At 65.3% G+C, this 17,776-nt stretch carries 17 protein-coding genes and 2 tRNA genes; 14 read left to right on the top strand and 5 right to left on the bottom strand.

Annotation, left to right across the window (positions count from 1 at the left end; translation table 11 throughout):
* The first annotated feature begins 33 nt into the window (after positions 1–33).
* On the top strand, positions 34–1,041 hold the full coding sequence (locus BPET_RS17760) for an ABC transporter substrate-binding protein (RefSeq protein WP_012250397.1): 1,008 nt from the start codon (positions 34–36) through the stop codon (positions 1,039–1,041).
* Positions 1,042–1,087: 46 nt separating this feature from the next.
* On the opposite strand, the gene BPET_RS17755 is transcribed toward BPET_RS17760, so the two are convergent.
* A complete protein-coding gene (locus tag BPET_RS17755; RefSeq protein WP_151208974.1) occupies positions 1,088–2,380 on the bottom strand; it encodes a phospholipase A in 1,293 nt (430 codons plus the stop codon).
* 101 nt (positions 2,381–2,481) lie between these two features.
* The gene (gene amaB / locus BPET_RS17750) at positions 2,482–3,984 is read right to left on the bottom strand and encodes an L-piperidine-6-carboxylate dehydrogenase (protein ID WP_012250395.1); all 1,503 of its coding nucleotides are present in this window, start codon (positions 3,982–3,984) and stop codon (positions 2,482–2,484) included.
* 142 nt (positions 3,985–4,126) lie between these two features.
* On the opposite strand from amaB, the gene BPET_RS17745 reads away from it, so the two are divergent.
* From BPET_RS17745 to BPET_RS17710, 8 genes are all read left to right on the top strand, one after another.
* A complete protein-coding gene (locus BPET_RS17745) occupies positions 4,127–4,876 on the top strand; it encodes an amino acid ABC transporter ATP-binding protein (RefSeq protein ID WP_012250394.1) in 750 nt (249 codons plus the stop codon).
* Positions 4,877–4,995: 119 nt separating this feature from the next.
* A complete protein-coding gene (locus BPET_RS17740; protein WP_012250393.1) occupies positions 4,996–5,787 on the top strand; it encodes an ABC transporter substrate-binding protein in 792 nt (263 codons plus the stop codon).
* 15 nt (positions 5,788–5,802) lie between these two features.
* The gene (locus tag BPET_RS17735) at positions 5,803–6,495 is read left to right on the top strand and encodes an amino acid ABC transporter permease (RefSeq protein ID WP_012250392.1); all 693 of its coding nucleotides are present in this window, start codon (positions 5,803–5,805) and stop codon (positions 6,493–6,495) included.
* A 2-nt stretch (positions 6,496–6,497) separates the two neighbouring features.
* Positions 6,498–7,187 (top strand): amino acid ABC transporter permease, encoded by a 690-nt coding sequence (locus tag BPET_RS17730; RefSeq protein ID WP_012250391.1) that lies wholly within the window; start codon positions 6,498–6,500, stop codon positions 7,185–7,187.
* A 30-nt stretch (positions 7,188–7,217) separates the two neighbouring features.
* The gene (locus BPET_RS17725; protein ID WP_012250390.1) at positions 7,218–8,507 is read left to right on the top strand and encodes an NAD(P)/FAD-dependent oxidoreductase; all 1,290 of its coding nucleotides are present in this window, start codon (positions 7,218–7,220) and stop codon (positions 8,505–8,507) included.
* Positions 8,508–8,518: 11 nt separating this feature from the next.
* Positions 8,519–9,103: a helix-turn-helix domain-containing protein gene (locus BPET_RS17720; protein WP_012250389.1), complete on the top strand. Its 585-nt coding sequence runs from the start codon at positions 8,519–8,521 to the stop codon at positions 9,101–9,103.
* A gap of 61 nt (positions 9,104–9,164) precedes the next feature.
* Positions 9,165–9,241, top strand: a tRNA-Arg gene (locus BPET_RS17715).
* 256 nt (positions 9,242–9,497) lie between these two features.
* The gene (locus BPET_RS17710; protein WP_012250388.1) at positions 9,498–10,844 is read left to right on the top strand and encodes a class-II fumarase/aspartase family protein; all 1,347 of its coding nucleotides are present in this window, start codon (positions 9,498–9,500) and stop codon (positions 10,842–10,844) included.
* 8 nt (positions 10,845–10,852) lie between these two features.
* Here the strand turns inward: BPET_RS17710 and BPET_RS17705 are convergent, their stop codons facing one another.
* Positions 10,853–12,310, bottom strand: coding sequence for a phospholipase D-like domain-containing protein (locus BPET_RS17705; protein ID WP_012250387.1), 1,458 nt, complete (start codon positions 12,308–12,310; stop codon positions 10,853–10,855).
* Between the two features lie 149 nt (positions 12,311–12,459).
* Between BPET_RS17705 and BPET_RS17700 the strand changes: the two genes are divergently transcribed.
* A tRNA-His gene (locus BPET_RS17700) sits at positions 12,460–12,535 on the top strand.
* 154 nt (positions 12,536–12,689) lie between these two features.
* On the opposite strand, the gene BPET_RS17695 is transcribed toward BPET_RS17700, so the two are convergent.
* Positions 12,690–13,445 carry an SDR family NAD(P)-dependent oxidoreductase gene (locus tag BPET_RS17695; protein WP_012250386.1) on the bottom strand — a complete coding sequence of 252 codons (756 nt, stop codon included), beginning with the start codon at positions 13,443–13,445 and terminating at the stop codon, positions 12,690–12,692.
* Between the two features lie 201 nt (positions 13,446–13,646).
* Between BPET_RS17695 and BPET_RS17690 the strand changes: the two genes are divergently transcribed.
* The gene (locus tag BPET_RS17690; RefSeq protein ID WP_012250385.1) at positions 13,647–14,567 is read left to right on the top strand and encodes an AraC family transcriptional regulator; all 921 of its coding nucleotides are present in this window, start codon (positions 13,647–13,649) and stop codon (positions 14,565–14,567) included.
* A gap of 364 nt (positions 14,568–14,931) precedes the next feature.
* Here BPET_RS17690 and BPET_RS17685 read toward each other — a convergent pair whose 3' ends face one another.
* A complete protein-coding gene (locus tag BPET_RS17685) occupies positions 14,932–15,129 on the bottom strand; it encodes a DUF3606 domain-containing protein (protein WP_012250383.1) in 198 nt (65 codons plus the stop codon).
* A gap of 215 nt (positions 15,130–15,344) precedes the next feature.
* On the opposite strand from BPET_RS17685, the gene BPET_RS17680 reads away from it, so the two are divergent.
* From BPET_RS17680 to BPET_RS17670, 3 genes are all read left to right on the top strand, one after another.
* Complete coding sequence (locus tag BPET_RS17680) at positions 15,345–16,373, top strand: glycosyltransferase family A protein (RefSeq protein ID WP_012250382.1); 1,029 nt, start codon at positions 15,345–15,347, stop codon at positions 16,371–16,373.
* Positions 16,374–16,402: 29 nt separating this feature from the next.
* Positions 16,403–16,747 carry a hypothetical protein gene (locus tag BPET_RS25510; RefSeq protein WP_012250381.1) on the top strand — a complete coding sequence of 115 codons (345 nt, stop codon included), beginning with the start codon at positions 16,403–16,405 and terminating at the stop codon, positions 16,745–16,747.
* Positions 16,748–17,082: 335 nt separating this feature from the next.
* On the top strand, positions 17,083–17,736 hold the full coding sequence (locus BPET_RS17670; protein ID WP_012250380.1) for a hypothetical protein: 654 nt from the start codon (positions 17,083–17,085) through the stop codon (positions 17,734–17,736).
* The last annotated feature ends 40 nt before the right edge of the window (positions 17,737–17,776 follow it).

Genomic DNA, 17,776 nt, shown 5'->3' with positions numbered 1-17,776 from the left:
CCCCATATCAGGCAGCACCCCAAGGAGGACACCATGAAAACAATCACAGCCATACTACTGCTGGCCGTGGCGGCGGCCTTGCCACCGGCCGCGCGCGCCGAAGTCAGCGAATTGCGGATTCCGCTGGGCGCAGGAGGTTTCGGATTTCTGCCGTTGTACATGATGCAGAAGCACAAGCTGATCGAGCAGCAGGCGGAAAAAGCGGGCGTCAAGGTGACGGTCGATTGGGCCAAGCTGGGCGGGCCGTCGGCAATGATCGACGCACTGCTGTCGGGTTCGGCGCATTTCGTGTCGGCCGGCCCGCCGTCGTTCCTGATTCTCTGGGACCGCACCAAGGGCAGCGGCGACGTCAAGGGCGTGGCGGCAATGAGCTCCATGCCCATGCACCTGAACACGCGCGCCGCGCATCTCAAGTCTATCGACGACCTGAAGCAGGGCGACAAGATCGGCGTCACCTCGGTGAAGTCGTCGATTCCATCGATCATCATGCAGATGTACGCCGTACAGAAGTACGGTAAAGAGCAGGCGTTCCGCTTCGACCCCTACACCGTCACCATGGGGCATGCGGACGCCGCGGCCGCGCTGCTGTCGGGCAGCAGCAATATCACCGCGCACTATGCTTCGCCGCCGCTGGCCCAGCTTGAGCAGCAGACGCCGGGTATTCATAGCATCATGAATTCCGATGATGTCATGGGCGGTTCCACCACTTTCACCATGGTGTCCACCACCACACGCTTCGCAAAGGAAAACCCCAAAGTCTACGCTGCCTTCGTCGCCGCGCTGAAGCAGGCGCAGGACATGATCAAGGCCGACAAGCGCGCCGCGGCGCAAGTGCTGATCGATTCCATGGGCGGCGGCAAGACCTTCAGTATCGACGACATGGTGCGTATCCTGGATGATCCGGCCACCAAGTACACGACCACGCCCGAGCACGTCATGAAGTATGCGCAATTCATGAACGACATCGGTTCGTTGAAGCACCGGCCCGCGTCTATTCGCGACCTGTTCTTCGACTATGGCGCGATTGCCGAGGGCAATTGAGGCGGCGCGCGGCGCCGCCGCGCTCAACCAGCGGCGGGTTGCAGCTTCAGGGCACCAATGACAGGCCGATGCGGAACTGCGATTCGTTGCGCTGGTTGTAGCCCAGCAGCGTTTCGCCGTAGCCGTTGAAGTACTGCAGATGCAGGTAGCCGTTCATATCCAGCCAGGTGCGCCGCAGCGGCCAGGCGAAGTCCAGCTGGGTGGTGCGGTGCCGGCTGGCGCCCTGGCGGTACATGGCCGAGACCACCGCGCCGTCGTCCTGCGCCCAGCGCAGGTTCCAGTCGACGTAGCCGGCGTAGTCGGCGTAGTCGGGATTCTGGCTTTCCTTCGCGAAGTAGGTGCGGATCTTGGGCGCGAAGGTAAGCGTGCTGCCGCTGTCGAACCGGTAGTTGATGGCCGGCTGTATGTAGGCGTCGTTCAGCGAGCGCGAATCATCGCCGCTCTTGCCGTTGGACATGTGTTCTATACCGGTGTTCAGGCCCAGGCGCCAGTTCTGGCTGGACGAAGTCCACAGGTTGTCGGACAGCCAGAAGATGCTGGGGTTGAATGTGGTGTCGATGAACGGCATCGAATCGCTTTCCAGGTCCCACAGCGAGGTCTGCGTGTAGCCCAGGTAGAAATTCTCGCCGAAGGTGGGCTTGCGGCCGCCTGGCGGGTTGAACAGCCGGTACTTGGCGCTGATCTGGAAGCGTGCGGTCGTGCCGCCGCGCGTGCCCACGGCGAAATAGATCGGCTGGTATTCGGACAGCGCGCCGCGAAACGCATCGAAGGCGGTGGGCTTGGCCTGCCATGAGGCGCGCGCCGCGTCGGCCGGCGCGGGGCCGGCCTCGGGCGCGGCGCCCGCCGCCACGACTTCCGCCACCGGCACCGGCTGGCCCGTGTGCGCGTCGATCACCGGGCCTTGCGCGGGGACGCTGGCCAGGGTGCCGTTTTCCCGGCCCGTTACATCCAGCGCCATCATGGTGGGTTCGCCCTCGATGGACAGCGCCTGCAAGCCCCGCGCCTGGCGCGGCACCACGGTGTTCCAGGCTACGCGGGCGAAGTTGTTGACCGGAATGTTCAGGGCGGCCGGCGAGCTGGCCAGCGTTGCCAGGCTGCGGACGATGGTGCCGTCGGCGCCGCGCCACTGCACCACCAGCTGGCTGGGAGGCTGCCACTGCTCGCCGGCGTCGCCGTCGTTAAAGCACACCGCCTGTATCTGCACCGTTTCGCCCGGCGCGGCGGCGGGCCGTTCCAGTTGGTAAGTGATGCCGGCCGAAGCTGGCAGGGCGGTTCCCAGCAGCGCGGCCAGGACCAGCGCGCGCAGCGGGGAAGGCAGCAGGGCAGTGTGCAAAAACATGATCAGGCGTGCGTGAATGAGGACGACGCACTGTAGCATCGCCGCCAGACTTGCCTGCAACCGCATGTAAACCGTTGCGTCACGGGGCGCTTGTGCGCGCCTTATTCGCCGAACTTGATCCCCTGGGCCAAGGGCAATTCGCGCGAATAATTGATGGTGTTCGTGGCGCGCCGCATGTAGTTTTTCCATGCATCCGAGCCCGACTCGCGGCCACCGCCGGTTTCTTTTTCACCGCCGAACGCGCCGCCGATCTCGGCGCCCGAGGTGCCGATATTGACGTTGGCGATGCCGCAGTCAGAGCCCGCCGCCGACAGGAAGGTCTCGGCTTCGCGCAGGTCGTTGGTGAAAATGGCCGACGACAGCCCTTGCGGCACGCCGTTGTGCATGGCCAGGGCCTGCGTGAAATCGCCATACCGCATGACGTACAGAATGGGCGCGAAGGTTTCGTGGCAGACCACGTCGGTCTGGGCCGGCATTTCGACGATGGCGGGCCGCACGTACCAGGCGTCGGGATACTGGTCTTGCAGCACGCGCTCGCCGCCTGTGACGCTGCCGCCTTGTTCGCGCGCGGCCTGCAGGGCCTGTTGCATGGCATCGAATGCGGCGCGGTCGATCAGCGGACCCACCAGGGTGCCGCTGTCCAGCGGATTGCCGATGCGGGCGCTGGCATAGGCGGTGCGCAGGCGCGCCAGCAGGTCATCGGCCACGCTTTCATGCACGATCAACCGGCGCGTGGTGGTGCAGCGCTGGCCGGCGGTGCCGATGGCGCCGAACACAATGCCGCGCGCGGCCATGTCGAGGTCGGCGCTCGGCGCCACGATGATGGCGTTGTTGCCGCCCAGCTCCAGCAGCACGCGTCCGAAGCGCTGCGCGACGCGCGGCCCCACCTGCCGGCCCATGCGGGTCGAGCCGGTGGCCGACACCAGCGCCACGTCGTGAGAATCGACCAGCGCCTCGCCCACTTCCCGGCCGCCGATCAGCACTTCGAGCAGGCCGGCCGGCGCATCGCCGAACTGCTGCGCGGCCTGCGCGAACAGGGCCTGGCAGGCCAGCGCCGTCAGGGGCGTTTTCTCTGACGGTTTCCAGACCACGGCGTTGCCGCACACCAGCGCCAGCGCGGCGTTCCAGGACCACACCGCGACCGGGAAATTGAACGCGCTGATCACCCCGACCACGCCCAGCGGATGCCAGGTTTCCATCATGCGATGACCCGGGCGTTCGGATGCGATGGTCAGGCCGTACAGCTGGCGCGACAGGCCGAGCGCGAAATCGCAGATGTCGATCATTTCTTGCACTTCGCCTTCGCCTTCGGCCAGGATCTTGCCCGCTTCGAGCGACACCAGGCGTCCCAGCGCCTGTTTGTGGCGCCGCAATGTGTCGCCGAACAGCCTCACCAGTTCGCCGCGGCGTGGCGCGGGCACCATACGCCACGCCACGCTGGCCTGGCGCGCGCGGGTGATCGCGGCATGCGCCTGGGCCACGCTGTGCTCGGCCACCTGGGCCAATCGTGCGCCGTCGATGGGGCTGTGCGCCGCCAGCGTCCCGCCCTGCAGGGTGGCCTCGTCCAGGCCCAGGGCGCGCAGAATGTCTTGGGGGGTATTCATGGGTACTCTCCTCGGGGCGATTACAGGGCGCTTACAGCCGTACAGCGAGCGTTAGGGAAATGCCTAGGTGGAATTTCCGCAGAAAAATTTACTATACGAAACTCTGACGCCAAATGCGAAATCTTTTTGAGATTGCAGCCCCATGCCGGATCCTTTGGTCGTTGTCGAGGCAGTGCACAAGACCTTCCATCGCGAAGGCCAGCCGCCGCATGCGGCGCTGACCGACATCCACTGCCACATCGACCGGGGCGAAGTGCTGGTCGTCGTGGGCCCGTCGGGCTCGGGCAAGAGCACGCTGCTGCGCACCTTGAATGGCCTGGAGTCCATTGACGCCGGCGACATCCGCATTGATGGCGTCTCCATCGGCGACACGGCCACTGACCTGAACCGCTGGCGCACTGAAGTCGGCATGGTGTTCCAGCACTTCAACCTGTTCCAGCATCGCACCGCGCTCGACAACGTGGCGCTGCCGCAGCGGGTGGTGCGCAAGCGCGGCCGCGTCGAGGCCGAGGATTACGCGCGCACGCTGCTCGATCGCGTTGGCATGGCGGACTACGCCGCGCGCTATCCCAGCCAGTTGTCTGGCGGTCAGCAGCAGCGCGTGGCCATCGCCCGCGCGCTGGCCATGGACCCCAAGCTTATGTTGTTCGACGAGGCGACTTCGGCACTCGACCCGGAAACCGTGGGCGGCATCCTGGACTTGATGCGCGGGTTGGCTCACGACGGCATGACCATGGCGGTGGTCACCCACGAAATGGGTTTCGCGCGCGACGTGGCCGACCGCGCCCTATTCATGGATGGCGGCCGCATCATCGAAGAAGGCAGCCCCGACGCGCTGTTCCGGCATCCCAGCCATGAGCGCACCCAGGCTTTCCTGGACAAGATTCTGTAGCACCCCGCGCGCGCCCGTCACGGGCGCGCGCGGTCTCGCAGTCGTTGTGGTGGTATCGGCAGTACCGTCCGGCGTCGTCCGGCCCGGGCGGCTTCATATCGTTAAAGAGGATCCTCAACATGCAGAAAATCAAACAATGGCTGGGCGTCGCAGCGTTGGCCCTGACGGCCGCCAGCGTCGCCACCGTCGCCCGCGCCGACGCGCTGTCGGACATCCTCAAGCGCGGCGAATTCCGCGTGGCCGTGCAAACGTCGGGCCCGCTGATGAGCTTCATGGACAAATCGGGCAAGCGCACCGGACTGGCCGTGGAACTGGCGCGGCGCATGGCTGACGACCTGGGCGTGAAACTGGTGCTGCAAGACTACGAATGGAAAGGCCTGATCCCGGCGCTGCTGTCGGGCAAGGCCGACATGGTGGCCGCCGACATGACGCCGACGCCCCAGCGCGCCGCGCAGATCCTGTTTTCCGCCCCCATGTTCTACGCCGAGACCGTGGCCGTGGTGCCGAAAGACTCGCCCTACAAAAGCTACACCGACCTGAACAAGGGCGACGTCACCATCGGCGCGCTGGGCGCCAGCACTTACGCCGAAGCGGCGCGCAAGATGCTGCCCGAAGCCAAGCTGAAGGAATTCTCGGGCGGCAGCGCCCCGGTCGGACAGGCGATTTCCAGCGGCCGGCTGGATGCCGGCATCATGTCGCTGAGCACCGCCAACCAGTTCCTGGCCGATTTCGGCAACCTGCGCGTGCTCGACGGCGTCATGGTGCGCGAGCCCCTGGCTTTTGCGGTGGCGCCGGATGCCTATCGCCTGAAGTTCTGGCTGGATAACTGGCGCGAGCTGCGCACCGCCGACAATTCCCTGCCCGAAGCCATCAAGTACTGGTATTCCACCGACTGGAAAAAGGAGCATTGATGGCGGCCTGAGCCCATGAATTGGCTGATCGACTACTACAACTGGCGCATCGTCGGCCAGTACGCGGGCCAGTTCGCCGATGGGCTGGCCAATACGCTGCTGGCCGCCGGCATCAGCCTGGCCTGCTCGGTGGCGCTGGGCGTGCCGCTGGCGCTGGCGCGCATGGCGCGGCGCGCGCCCATATGGCGGCCGGCGGCCGGGTACATCCAGTTCATTCGCGCCACGCCCCTGCTGGTGCAGATCTACCTGGTGTACTACGCGCTGCCGTATTTCGTTCCGGCGGCCAAGTCCTGGAGCGAGCTGATTCTGGGCATCGTCGCGCTGACGCTGCACCATACGGCCTACATGAGCGAGATCGTGCGCGTGGGCATCCAGTCGGTGCCGCGCGGCCAGATCGAAGGCGCCAAGGCGGTCGGCATGGATTTCCGGCAACGGCTGCGCTACGTAGTGCTGCCGCAGGCATTCGCCAACACGCTGCCGCCGCTGCTGGGCCAGACGGCAGTGCTTATCAAAGACACTTCGCTGCTGTCGCTGATCGCGGTATTCGAGCTGGTGGCTGCCGGCGTGCTGATGAACAGCGAACGCATCGTGCCCAATGAAAGCTTCCTGACCATCGCGGCCGGGTATTTGCTGATCTACGCCTGCATGCTGGGCCTGTCGCGGCTGGTTGGCCTGTGGCTGGCCGGGCCGGCCTGGAACGCGAGGTAGCCATGCTGCATGAATACTGGTCCACAGCGGTGACCGTCATGCCCTTTCTTTTAAAGGGCTTCCTGGAAACACTCAAGATCTCGTTCGTCGCGATTGCCGCCGGTTCGGCGCTGGGGTTCCTGATCGGCGTGCTACGCAGCTACCGCATTCGCGTGGTGCACCAGTTGCTGGGGCTGTACATCCATATGCTGCGCGGCACGCCGTTCCTGGTGCAGTTGTACGTGTTCTACTTCGTGCTGCCCAGCAGCGGCGTGGCGTGGCTGGAATGGGATTCGGATACCGCCGCGTTTGTGTCGCTGTCGGTGTATACGTCGAGCTACGTGGCCGAGATCGTCATGAACGCCATCCTGGCCGTGCCGCGCGGGCAGGTCGAAGGCGCCTTGACGCTGGGGTTGCGGCCCCTGCAGGCGCTGCGGCTGGTGATACTACCCCAGGCCATGCGCCTGATCGTGCAGCCCATGAGCGGTGTGTACGTCATGCTGATCAAGAGCACCGCCATTGTGTCGGTGGTGGGCATTACCGAACTGACGCGTCAGGGCGAGGTGTTCATGATCACCTATCCCAGCAAGTCGCTCTTCATCTACGCCCTGATCGCGCTGATCTATTTTCTATATTGCTATCCCTTGTTGCGCCTGGCCAATTGGGTCGAAAAGCGCGTCGCCGGTTCGCTGGCGCCGGCGTCCCTGGCGTGAGGCGTCCAGCCCGTCTGCATCCATGCCATCATGGCCTCTGAATACATCGATACGTTCTACAAGCGCACGCTGGGCGATGCGCAAACCCGCTACGATGCGCTGGCAGGACCCGCCAGCACCGACATCTGCATCGTCGGCGGCGGCCTGGCGGGGCTGACGGCCGCGCTGGAACTGGCCCGGCGCGGCCGGCAGGTGGTCTTGCTGGAGGCGCGCCGGGTAGGGTGGGGCGCGTCGGGGCGCAACGGCGGCTCGGTGTCGCCAGCCTATTCGGCTGGCGCCGACCTGATCCGGCGGCGCGTGGGGCAGGCAGGCTATGAAGACCTGTACCGCCTGTCGATCGAAGGCGTCGAGATCATTCGCGACAATATCCGCGACCTGGGCATTGCCGACGCCCACAAGGTCGATGGCCGTCTGCGCGTGCTGCGCTATGACGACGTGGACGAACTGCGCCGCTATTGCGACGAGCAGCAACGTTTCGGCCGCCGGGTCCGGCTGCTGCAGCGCGACGAGGTGCGCGAACTGCTGCGTTCCGACGCGTATTTCCAGGGCGTGTACGACCCGGACTCATTCCATTTTCATCCGCTGAACTATGCGCGGGCGCTGGCGCGCGAGTGCGCGCGGCTGGGCGTGCGCATTCACGAAGACTCGCCCGTGCGCTCGGCCACCCTGGCCGGCGCGGTCAAGCGGCTGGCCACGCCGGAGGGCTCGGTCGAGGCGCAGACCGTGGTGTTCTGCACCGGGGGGTATACCGATGGCCTGGTGCCGGCATTGCGCCGCGCCATGTTGCCTATCGCCACCTACGTCATGCTGACCGAACCGCTGGGCGAGCGCGTGCGCGAGGCCATCCGCACCGATGCCGCCATTGGCGACACGCGCCGCGCCGGCAATTACTACCGCGTGGTCGATGGCGGACGCATCAGCTGGGGCAGCCACATCACCACGCGTATTGAAGACCCGCCCGACCTGGCAGAGTCGTTGCGCGCCGAGCTGCTCTCGGTCTATCCGCAACTTGCCGGCGTGCGGGTCGAGGTGGCTTGGTCGGGCCGCATGGCCTATGCCCGCCATCAGATGCCGCAGATTGGCACGTTGCAGCCCGGCGTGTGGCATTGCACCGCGTTCGGCGGCCATGGCATGAACACCACCGCCATCGGCGGCCGCGTGGTGGCCGAAGGCATCTGCGGCGACAGCGAGCGCTATCGCTGGTTCGCGCCTTTCGGCCTGGACTGGAACGGCGGACCGCTGGGCACCGCCGCCGTGCAGCTGACCTACTGGTCGTACCAGGCGCGCGACCGGCTGCGCGAGCGCCGCTCGCGAGCATGAAGGACACCATCATGCCCAACACCCGGCAGAGCGCGCTGGCGCAACGGCTGCGCGACTTGCGCAGGGCGCGCGACTGGACCTTGAAACAGGCCGCCCAGGCCACCGGCGTGGCGGCATCCACCCTGTCCAAGATCGAGAACGGACTGCTGTCGCCCACCTACGACAACCTGCTGAAGATCGCGGCAGGCCTGGGGCTGGATGTGGCCGAGCTGTTCATGCCGCCGCAAGAACACATGGGCACCGGCCGCCGTTCGATCAACCAGTTGGGCGAAGGCCGCTTGTACGAAACCCCGTACTACGACCACCGGCTGCTGTGCAATGCGCTGTCGCACAAGCGCATGATGCCGTTCTACACGCGGGTCAAGGCCCGCTCGTTCGGCGAATTCCACGACTGGAGCCGCCACCAGGGCGAAGAGTTCGTCTATGTGCTCAGCGGCGAAATCGAATTGCACACCGAGTTCTACGAGCCTGCCCGCCTGCAGGCCGGCGAAAGCTTCTATATAGACAGCCGCATGGGCCACCGGGTCATCAGCCTGAGCCCGGAAGACGCCATGGTCCTGTGGGTCTCGACGGCGGCGGAACTCGACGAGCAGTGAACCATGGCGGGCGGCCCGGCACGGTACAATTGCCGCGCTATCATACGCGCCGTTTCGCGATCCGCCCTTAGCTCAGTTGGATAGAGCACTCGCCTTCTAAGCGAGCGGTCACACGTTCGAATCGTGTAGGGCGGGCCAGTCTTCTGCGCCAGCCACTGTCGCGCCATCAGGCAACCTGGCAGCGGCTGCCGCACCCCATACCTTGCCATCCCCTGCATAGCGGTCATATTCCCCGCACCTTCCACCGCGCAAGGCGCTTGCTGCCGGCCAGGCCGGATTGCGCCCGGTCGCCATGCTGGTCGGGCGGACTCCGGTATGACGGTTGGTTTGGCATGGTTGACATCATATATGTATGTACTTAATATAAAGTACGTACATTTAGGATGCGCCTGCCATGCCAGTTTCCGTAATCGAGTCCTCCATCTTCAAAGACATGTTCGGCACCGCCGCGATGCGCGCCGTATTCGACGACGCGGCGACACTGCGCCGCTACGCCGAGACAGAGGTGGCGCTGGCGCGCGTTCAGGCCGGGTTGGGCATCATCCCGCAGGCGGCGGCGAACGCCATCGCCGCGCGTGTCGATGCGGCGCGGCTGGACCTGGATGTGCTCAAGGCCGAGACCGAGATCGTGGGCTATCCCATCTTGCCGCTGGTGCGCCAGCTGGCCCACATGTGCGGGCCCGAGGGTGAGTACCTGCACTGGGGCGCCACCACGCAAGACATCATGGACACGGCGACGGTGCTGCAAGTGCGCGACGCGCTGGCGCTGGTCGAAACTGATCTGGCAGAGCTGGATTGCATTCTGGACGCGCTGGCGCAACGCTATCGCGACACGCCGATGGCCGGGCGCACCCACCTGCAGCATGCGCTGCCCATTACTTTCGGCTACAAGGCGGCGGTATGGCTGCTGATGGTGCGCCGCCACCGCGAGCGGCTCGAGCAACTGCGCCCGCGCGTCCTGGTGGGCCAGTTCGGCGGCGCGGCGGGCACGCTGGCTTCGCTGGGGGCGCAAGGGCTGCAAGTGCACGAGGCATTAATGCGCGAGCTGGGCCTGCACAGCGCGCCCGTCACCTGGCATGTGGCGCGCGACGGACTGGCCGAGACCGTGCAGTTCCTGGGCCTGGTCGCCGGTTCGCTGGGCAAGATCGCGCTGGACATCATGCTGATGATGACCAACGAGGTCGCGGAAGCCTTCGAGCCTTTCGTCAAGAGCCGCGGCGCATCCAGCACCATGCCCCAGAAACGCAACCCGATTTCCTGCGAGTTGATGCTGAGCGCTTCCAAGACAGTGCGCCAGCACGCCGGCCTGGCGCTGGACGCGCTGGTGCAGGACTTCGAGCGGGCCACCGGCCCCTGGCACATTGAATGGTCGGCCATCCCCGAAGCCTTCGTGCTGACCGCCGGCGCGCTGCGGCAGGCAAAGTTCATGCTGGGCGGCCTGGAGGTCGATACACAACGCATGCGCGGCAACCTGGACCTGACCGGCGGCCTGATCGTATCTGAAGCGGTAATGATGGGGCTGGCTGCGCACCTGGGCCGCCAGGTTGCGCACGACGTGGTCTATGACGCCTGCCGCACGGCGCTGTCCGCGCGCCGCCCGCTGGCCGAGGTGCTGGCGCAGGAGCCGCGCATCACCGCGCACCTGGACCGCGCGGCCATCGACCGGCTGTGCGATCCCGCCAATTACCTGGGCGCGGCGCCGCAGATGGTCGACCGCATGCGAGGCTACGGCAAGAGGTAGCGCCGCGCCTACAGGTACGGCGAGGCCAGCCAGATCACCTTGTTGCGCAAGCGCTTGGCGAAGGGCTGCCCGTAAAGGTATTCCAGCGTAACCTGCCGCCCGCCGGCGATGTGGCCGTCGATGCGCGCGGCAATCCATTGCGCCAGCGCGCGGTCGTAGATTTCGGTGTCCAGCTCGAAGTTCAGGCGCAGGCTGCGCGGGTCGAGGTTGGACGAACCAACGTACGACCACGCCCCGTCCACGGTCATCAGCTTTGAATGGTCGAACGCGCCCGAGGCGCGCCACACGCGGCACCCGGTGCGCACGATCTGGTCCAGTTGCGCCATCATGGCGTAGTTCACCAGGCGCAGGTTATTGCGGCCCGGAATGACGATGTCGACGATAACGCCGCGCCGGGCCGCCGTGGCCAGCGCGCCGATCAGCGGCTGGTCGGGCAGAAAGTAGGGCGACTGGATGCGGATGTGCTGTTGCGCCACCGCCAGCGCGCCCAGCAGCATGTTGCGAGTGCTGACCACCGCGCGGTCGGGGCCAGACGGCACGCAGCGCATGGGCACCGTGCCCGGCAGCGGGGCGATGGGCGGCGGAAACCAGGGCGCGCTATCCAGCGATTCGTGCGTGGTGAAGTTCCAGTCGTGCGCGAACACCGACATCAGCTGCGCCACGATAGGCCCGTCGAGCTGGAAGTGCACGTCGCTGTTGGTCTGGTCGCCAGCCAGGGCGCGCACGAACGCCGCGCGCACGTTCATGCCGCCGGTAAAGCCCACGCGCCCGTCCACCACCAGGATCTTGCGGTGGCTGCGCAGGTTGGCATACGGCATGCGCAGCAGCCCCAGCGGGTTGGTCATGAAGCGCGCCGTGCGCACGCCGCCGCGCCGCAGCCGGCGCACGATGGGCGGATGCGAATAGCGGCTGCCGATGGCGTCGATCAGCACGCGCACCTGCACGCCGCGGGCGTGCGCGTCGATGAGCGCCTGCGCCATTTCGATGCCGATGGGGTCGCTGTCGAATATGTAGCTTTGCATGGCGATGCAATGACGGGCATTGCGGATGGCCTGCATCATGGCCGGATAGGCCTCGTCGCCGCCACCCAGCGGGCGCACCGCATTGCCCCCCAGCATCGGAAAGTGGCTGACCTTGTCGCCCAGGATTTTCAGCGAGGCGAACTGCGGGCTGGAATAGGGCACCACGTCGCGCACCGGCGACTGGGCATGGCCGGCGTAGGCCAGCATGGCTTCGTCACGTTGCTGCGAGACGCGCGTCTGCCGAATGCGATTGACGCCGGCCACAAAGTAGAACAGTGCGCCGAACAGCGGTGAAAACAGCGCCACGCCCACCCAGCCGATGGCGGCGCGTACGTCCTGTTTGGTCATTGCCGCATGCACCGCGGCCCCCGTGCCGGCCACCATGCTGACCCCGAACACCAGGTGCGGCCAATACTCGTGCAAAAGCTCGTCGAAGCGATCCATAAGAAGCCTGAAATGTGGTCGCGCCGTTGCCCCGCGCCCGGTGCCGGCGGATGCGCCAGGATAGCAAGGCGCGGCCCGTCCGGGAATGGGCGGGACGCAGGGCAGGGCCAAAATATATGCTAGAATTCGGCCTCTTTGCAGTGCCAGTGGTGGCTGTAGCTCAGTTGGTAGAGTCCCGGATTGTGATTCCGGTTGTCGTGGGTTCGAGTCCCATCAGCCACCCCACTAAACTGCTTTGAAATCAAGAACTTACGCCGCTCTGATCAGCGGCGTTTTTCTTTTGGATTCGGAAGTTGCCCAAAACTTGCCCCTGGGCTGCGGCGCGCATCGATGGTGCCCCTGGCTGTAGCGCCGCATTGGCGGGCCAGGCGCGGCCGGCCTAAATCGATTGCCCGCCAGAGACTTCTATCCGCTGGCCGTTGACCCACCGATTATCGGCGCTGAGCAGATTGGCGATCATCGGTCCGATGTCGTCGGGTACGCCCACACGGCCCAGAGCAGTGATGTCGGCGAACGCCTTGTTGTAATCGGGCGTGTCGCGCACCGCGCCGCCCAGGAAGTCGGTTTCGATGGCGCCCGGGGCTACGGCGTTCGCGGTGATGCCGCGGCTGCCCAGCTCCTTGGCCATGTACACGGTTAGCGTTTCCACCGCGCCCTTGGCGGCCGAGTAGGCCGAGAAGCCAGGAAAGGAGACGCGCGTCAGGCCCGAAGACAAATTGACAATGCGCCCGCCGTCAGCCAGCAATGGCAGCAGCGCCTGGGTCAAGAAGAACACGCCTTTGACGTGCACGTTGAACAGGGCGTCGAACTGCGCTTCGGTAGTGGCGGCAAAGTCGGCCATTTCGCCGTGGCCGGCGTTGTTGACTAAATGGTCGAACGTTTCGCGCTGCCAGTTTTGGCGCAACGCGGCGCGCACCGCATGCACAAAAGTCGGGAAGCTCGCGACTTCGGCGGTATCCAGTTGCAGGGCAACGGCCTTACGGCCCAGTGCGTGCACATCCGCGACGACGCCTTCGGCGGCGTCTTTGCCGCTCCGGTAGGTAATGATCACATCGCCGCCACGGCGGGCAATGCTCAGGGCGGTGTTGCGGCCAAGGCCACGGCCGGCGCCGGTGACTAAAGAAACAGTATTCATGACGAGAAACTCCGAACGGTTGTGGAGCCATCATGCTAAGTTTCGGACCAGGATACAGGTTGCGTAATCCTGTTTGTTTTTTGCCTGATTATTTAAATTTATAAGGTGGATATATGGAAAACTCATATTTTCCAAGTAGTTAGGCTAAATTTGGTTGTATGATTATCTTCATGCTTTGCTCGATTGGTTCAGATATTGACCGTGACCCCGACTAATGCCTTGCTTGAGCACGCCCGCCGCTATGCGGATCTGCGGGTCGATGCGCATGGGGTTGCCACGACGCCCGTGCCGGGCGTGGTCGTGCTGCGCGAAACCGCGCCCAGCCTGCTGCAATATGCCATTTCCAAGCCTTTGGTGGCTCTGGTGCTGCAAGGCAATAAGCGCGTGAGCATGGGCGAGCGCAGCTATGACTTCGGCGCGGGCGAATCGTTGCTGATCAGCACCGATGTGCCTACCGTCAGCCAGATCACCCGCGCCAGTCAGGCTATGCCGTACTACTCGTTGGTAGTGGAGCTGGACACGGCGTTGATCGCCGGCCTGGCAGGTGAAATCGGCGCCGTGCCGCTTGCGGTGCAAGAGCCGGTGCGGGTAGAGCCGACCGAAGCTGAAGTTGCCGATACGGCCTTGCGCTTGCTGCGCCTGTTGGACCGGCCCCGCCATCTGGCTGTGCTGGGTCCTGCCTTGCTGCGTGAACTGCATTTCTGGCTGCTGACGGGCCGCCATGGCGGCGCCATTCGTGCGCTGGGCGTTATGGGCAGCCACGCCCAGCGAATTGGACGCGCCGTGGCTATCTTGCGCGAAAAGTATGCGCAGCCCGTGCGCATCGAGACGCTGGCAGATGCGGCGGGCATGAGCGTATCGGCATTTCACGTTCACTTTCGCCGCATTACCTCGCTGACGCCGTTGCAGTTCCAAAAACAGTTGCGCCTGATCGAGGCACGCCGCCGCATGTTGTACGAAGGCGTGTCGATAAGCCGTGCGGCCGATGCTGTGGGCTACGAAAGCGTGCCGCAATTTACCCGCGAATACGCGCGCCTGTTCGGCCTGCCGCCGGCGCGCAGCATTCGACAGGTGCGCACGCAAACCGATTCGGCCCCCCTGCCTGTTGCTATGGGGGCGTAAATGATGTTGGGCTGCCTCGGCAGACTGTTACAAACGGGCGGGCACAGTTTCAGAGCCCGGCAATACACTGGCGCCGACTCAAACTTCCAGGCCTGAATATGAAGAAGATGCTTTGTGCCCTGACAGTCTTTGCCTGTTTGCTTGGCGGGTGCGCTGTGTATACGCCCGATGGCGCGGTGATCGTGGACCCGCATGGCGGCGGTGGAGGCGGTTTCTGTCCGCCGGGTCAGGCCAAGAAAGGAAACTGCTGAACAGGGCTTGCCGCCGCGCAGTGCGGCGCGAATCCGCACCCGGTATTTACGCCGCCCCGCCGCGGCGTTTTTCATGCGCCCGAAAACCGTCCAAACCCGACGGCACCCCGGGCCTAACTGGTACGGCCCGTGGCTGGCGTGGCCAGGTAGGCCCGCACCGCTTCGACCGCGTCGCCGACCTGGTGCACGGCTTCTTGCAATTGCTCGGTGGTCACGCCGAGCTGCTGGCTCCAGTACCGGCATTCCCAGTCTTCGCTGATATTGATGCGTGATCGGTCGCGCGGGCCGCGCTCGGCAAGATCGTCGGTCATGTGTGCCTCCCGGTAAAACCGGCGTAGGGGCAAGCGGCGTGCCCGCGTCCGGCTGCCGGCCAGCCCAGGCTTGAATTTTCCCGATCCGACCTCATATAACCCGACGCAGTCGGCCCGGCCATGCCGGGCGATTGGCGACTCGTATTTTGATCCCTAGTAACTCAAGGCGTGCCCTCTGGCCGAGGGCAGAGAACATTTTGTGCTTAGGAGAATGAATGTTGAGCGATACCAGGCCAATCAGCACGATTATTGCCACGCATAATCGACCCGGCTTCGTGGTCAAGACACTGGATTGCCTGTTGCAGCAGACCCGCAAGCCACGCGAAGTGATTGTGATTGACGACGGCTCGCAGGCCCCCACCGGCGAGGCCATCGAGACCTGGCGGCGCGAGCGCCGTCCGGGCTTTTCCCTTATTTACCTGTGGCAGCCGAACTCGGGGCCGGCCGTGGCCCGCAATCGCGGCGTGGCCCTCAGTTCGGGTGATCTGGTGCATTTCATTGATGACGATGACGTCATGCACGCGGGGGCGCTCGAAGCCCTGGCGGCCGCGCTCGAAGGCGATGGGCCGGCCATTGCCATGGCGTCGTACCAGAATCGCTGGCAGGACGGCACGGCCGGCCATTTGATCGAGCCGCCCAGGCTGGGCAGGGCGGAGCGCCTTGCGGCGATGATCGGCGGCGCGTGGTTCGTTCCGGTGCACGGCTATTTGTTCACGCGCGAGGCGGTGCACGCGATCGGCGGCTGGAATACCGCGCTGACGTCCCAGGAAGACGACGAATACCTGCTGCGGGCCGCCGCGCTGCCTATCGAATTCGTGCGGGCGCCGGCCGCGCTGGTGTACTACTGCCAGCATGCCGGCGTGCGCCGGGCCACGCCCGGAAAGCCGGGCGAGTCGGTCACGAAGGGCAGGGAAAAGCGCCTGCACGCCGACCTGACGATACGCGAGGCGGCCTACGCGCGGTTGCGCAACGCCGGCCTGGCCGGCAAATACCGGCATGCTTTCCAGACCTGGCAGGCGCGCCTGTACGAACGGTATGGCGACTTCCTGGACGAGCCGCCGCCCAGCGCGCTGCTCGACTGGCTGGCCGACGCCGGAGCGAGCGAAATTGTCGTTGCGCCGCAGGCGCCGGCCGCGGGGAAAGCGCCGAAGCCCGTGGGCTTTCGGAGTACCCGCGCGGCACTTCGCGCCGGCGCGCATGGCCGCGCGCCGGCATCCTCAAGATTGCCGCCCGTGCGCCGTTAACGAGTCGTGACCATGATTCAAGGCGGCCCATGTCTATTTCAGCGCTATCCGGCTCTACGGTTCTTCACCTGAATCCCAGCGATACTGGCGCCGGCACGCCGCCGGCACGGGCCGCCAAGGCGGGTGTAGCGGGCGAAGCGGCGGCCCCGCAAGAGCGGGCGAGCGATCCGGTGACGGAAGTCATCAAGCAACTGCAGGAGCGGCTGCGCCAGGTGATGCTGCAGATCCGGCGGCTGCAGGCCAGCCGGATTCCCGAAGAGCAGAAGCTGCCGCAATTGCGCGTCTTGAACAGCCAGGCCGTGCAGTTGCAGCAGCAGATTGCCGCGGCGCAAGAGCAGAAGCTGCGCGCCGCGCGGGGGAGCATTACCGCCTGAGCGCCATGCAACCCGGCTTTGCGGGCCAGGTGCTTGAAAACACAGAAAAAATTCCTGTGATACGATCCTGTCCCATGACATCGGCCAAGGCGGCTTCGCGCCCTGGCCACGATTGCTGATTTTCCGGCTGGCCTCGGCCTGCCGCAATACCGGCGCACCCCATTACGGCTCCTCGTTCGAGGGGCCGTTGGCATTTTTGGGCCGCCATTTTTATCGATTTTTCTACATGACGGAGCTTTTCCTGTGCTGTTGATTTGGCTTGTTTCGGCCGCCCGGCTCAACCCGGCGGCGATTTTCGATGACCCCTGACTGTATTTGCTTGATAGGAGATAGCCGTGCCTGCGCTGGCGCTGGGCGCATTCCCCGGGTGGTTTGCCCGCATCATGGAATTGCGCATCGACGTTGACCCTGGTTCGTGGAAACTGGATAACGAACTGCAATCTTTATATAACCGCATCACCTGCCCGGGCGATCGCCTGTACGACATGCCGGAGGCCCGCACCGACATTCCGGGCCTGGTGCTTCGCTACCGCGAGGCCGACGGGGAGTTCTACGTTTATGTGGTGGATCAGGCGCGCGGCCGGCTGGCCGGCTATACCGTATTCAATCGCCTGGTAGAGCTCGGGCGCCGCGCCGATCCGCTGTTGCGCGCGCCGCATTCCAAATACGATCCGGCCTACCAGCGCCGCGGACTGGCCGCCGCGGTGTACCGCCGGGCCCTGGATGCGGGCCAATGCCTGATCACTGGGGCCCGCCAGTCGGTGGGCGCGCGGGCGCTGTGGCAATCGTTGGCGCGGCAATACGAGTTCGGCTACGTCGACGTGCGGCGCAAGGTCGTGACCGACCTGGGGCGGCAGGTGGCTGATCCGGTGCTGCAAGACTTGCATACCCGCATGGTGCTGCTGGGACGCGGCTGGAGCTGGCAAGGCCTGGCGCAGGCGGTCGCGATGCGCAACCGGGGCAGCGCCAGCCAGCCGGATGCCGGGTAGACTTCCGGATGGCAGTGCCGGGCCGCGGGTTTGTAAGCCG

This window comes from Bordetella petrii (assembly GCF_000067205.1).
GTDB classification, from domain to species: Bacteria; Pseudomonadota; Gammaproteobacteria; order Burkholderiales; family Burkholderiaceae_B; genus Bordetella_A; species Bordetella_A petrii.
This window is presented reverse-complemented; position numbering and strand designations above follow the sequence as displayed.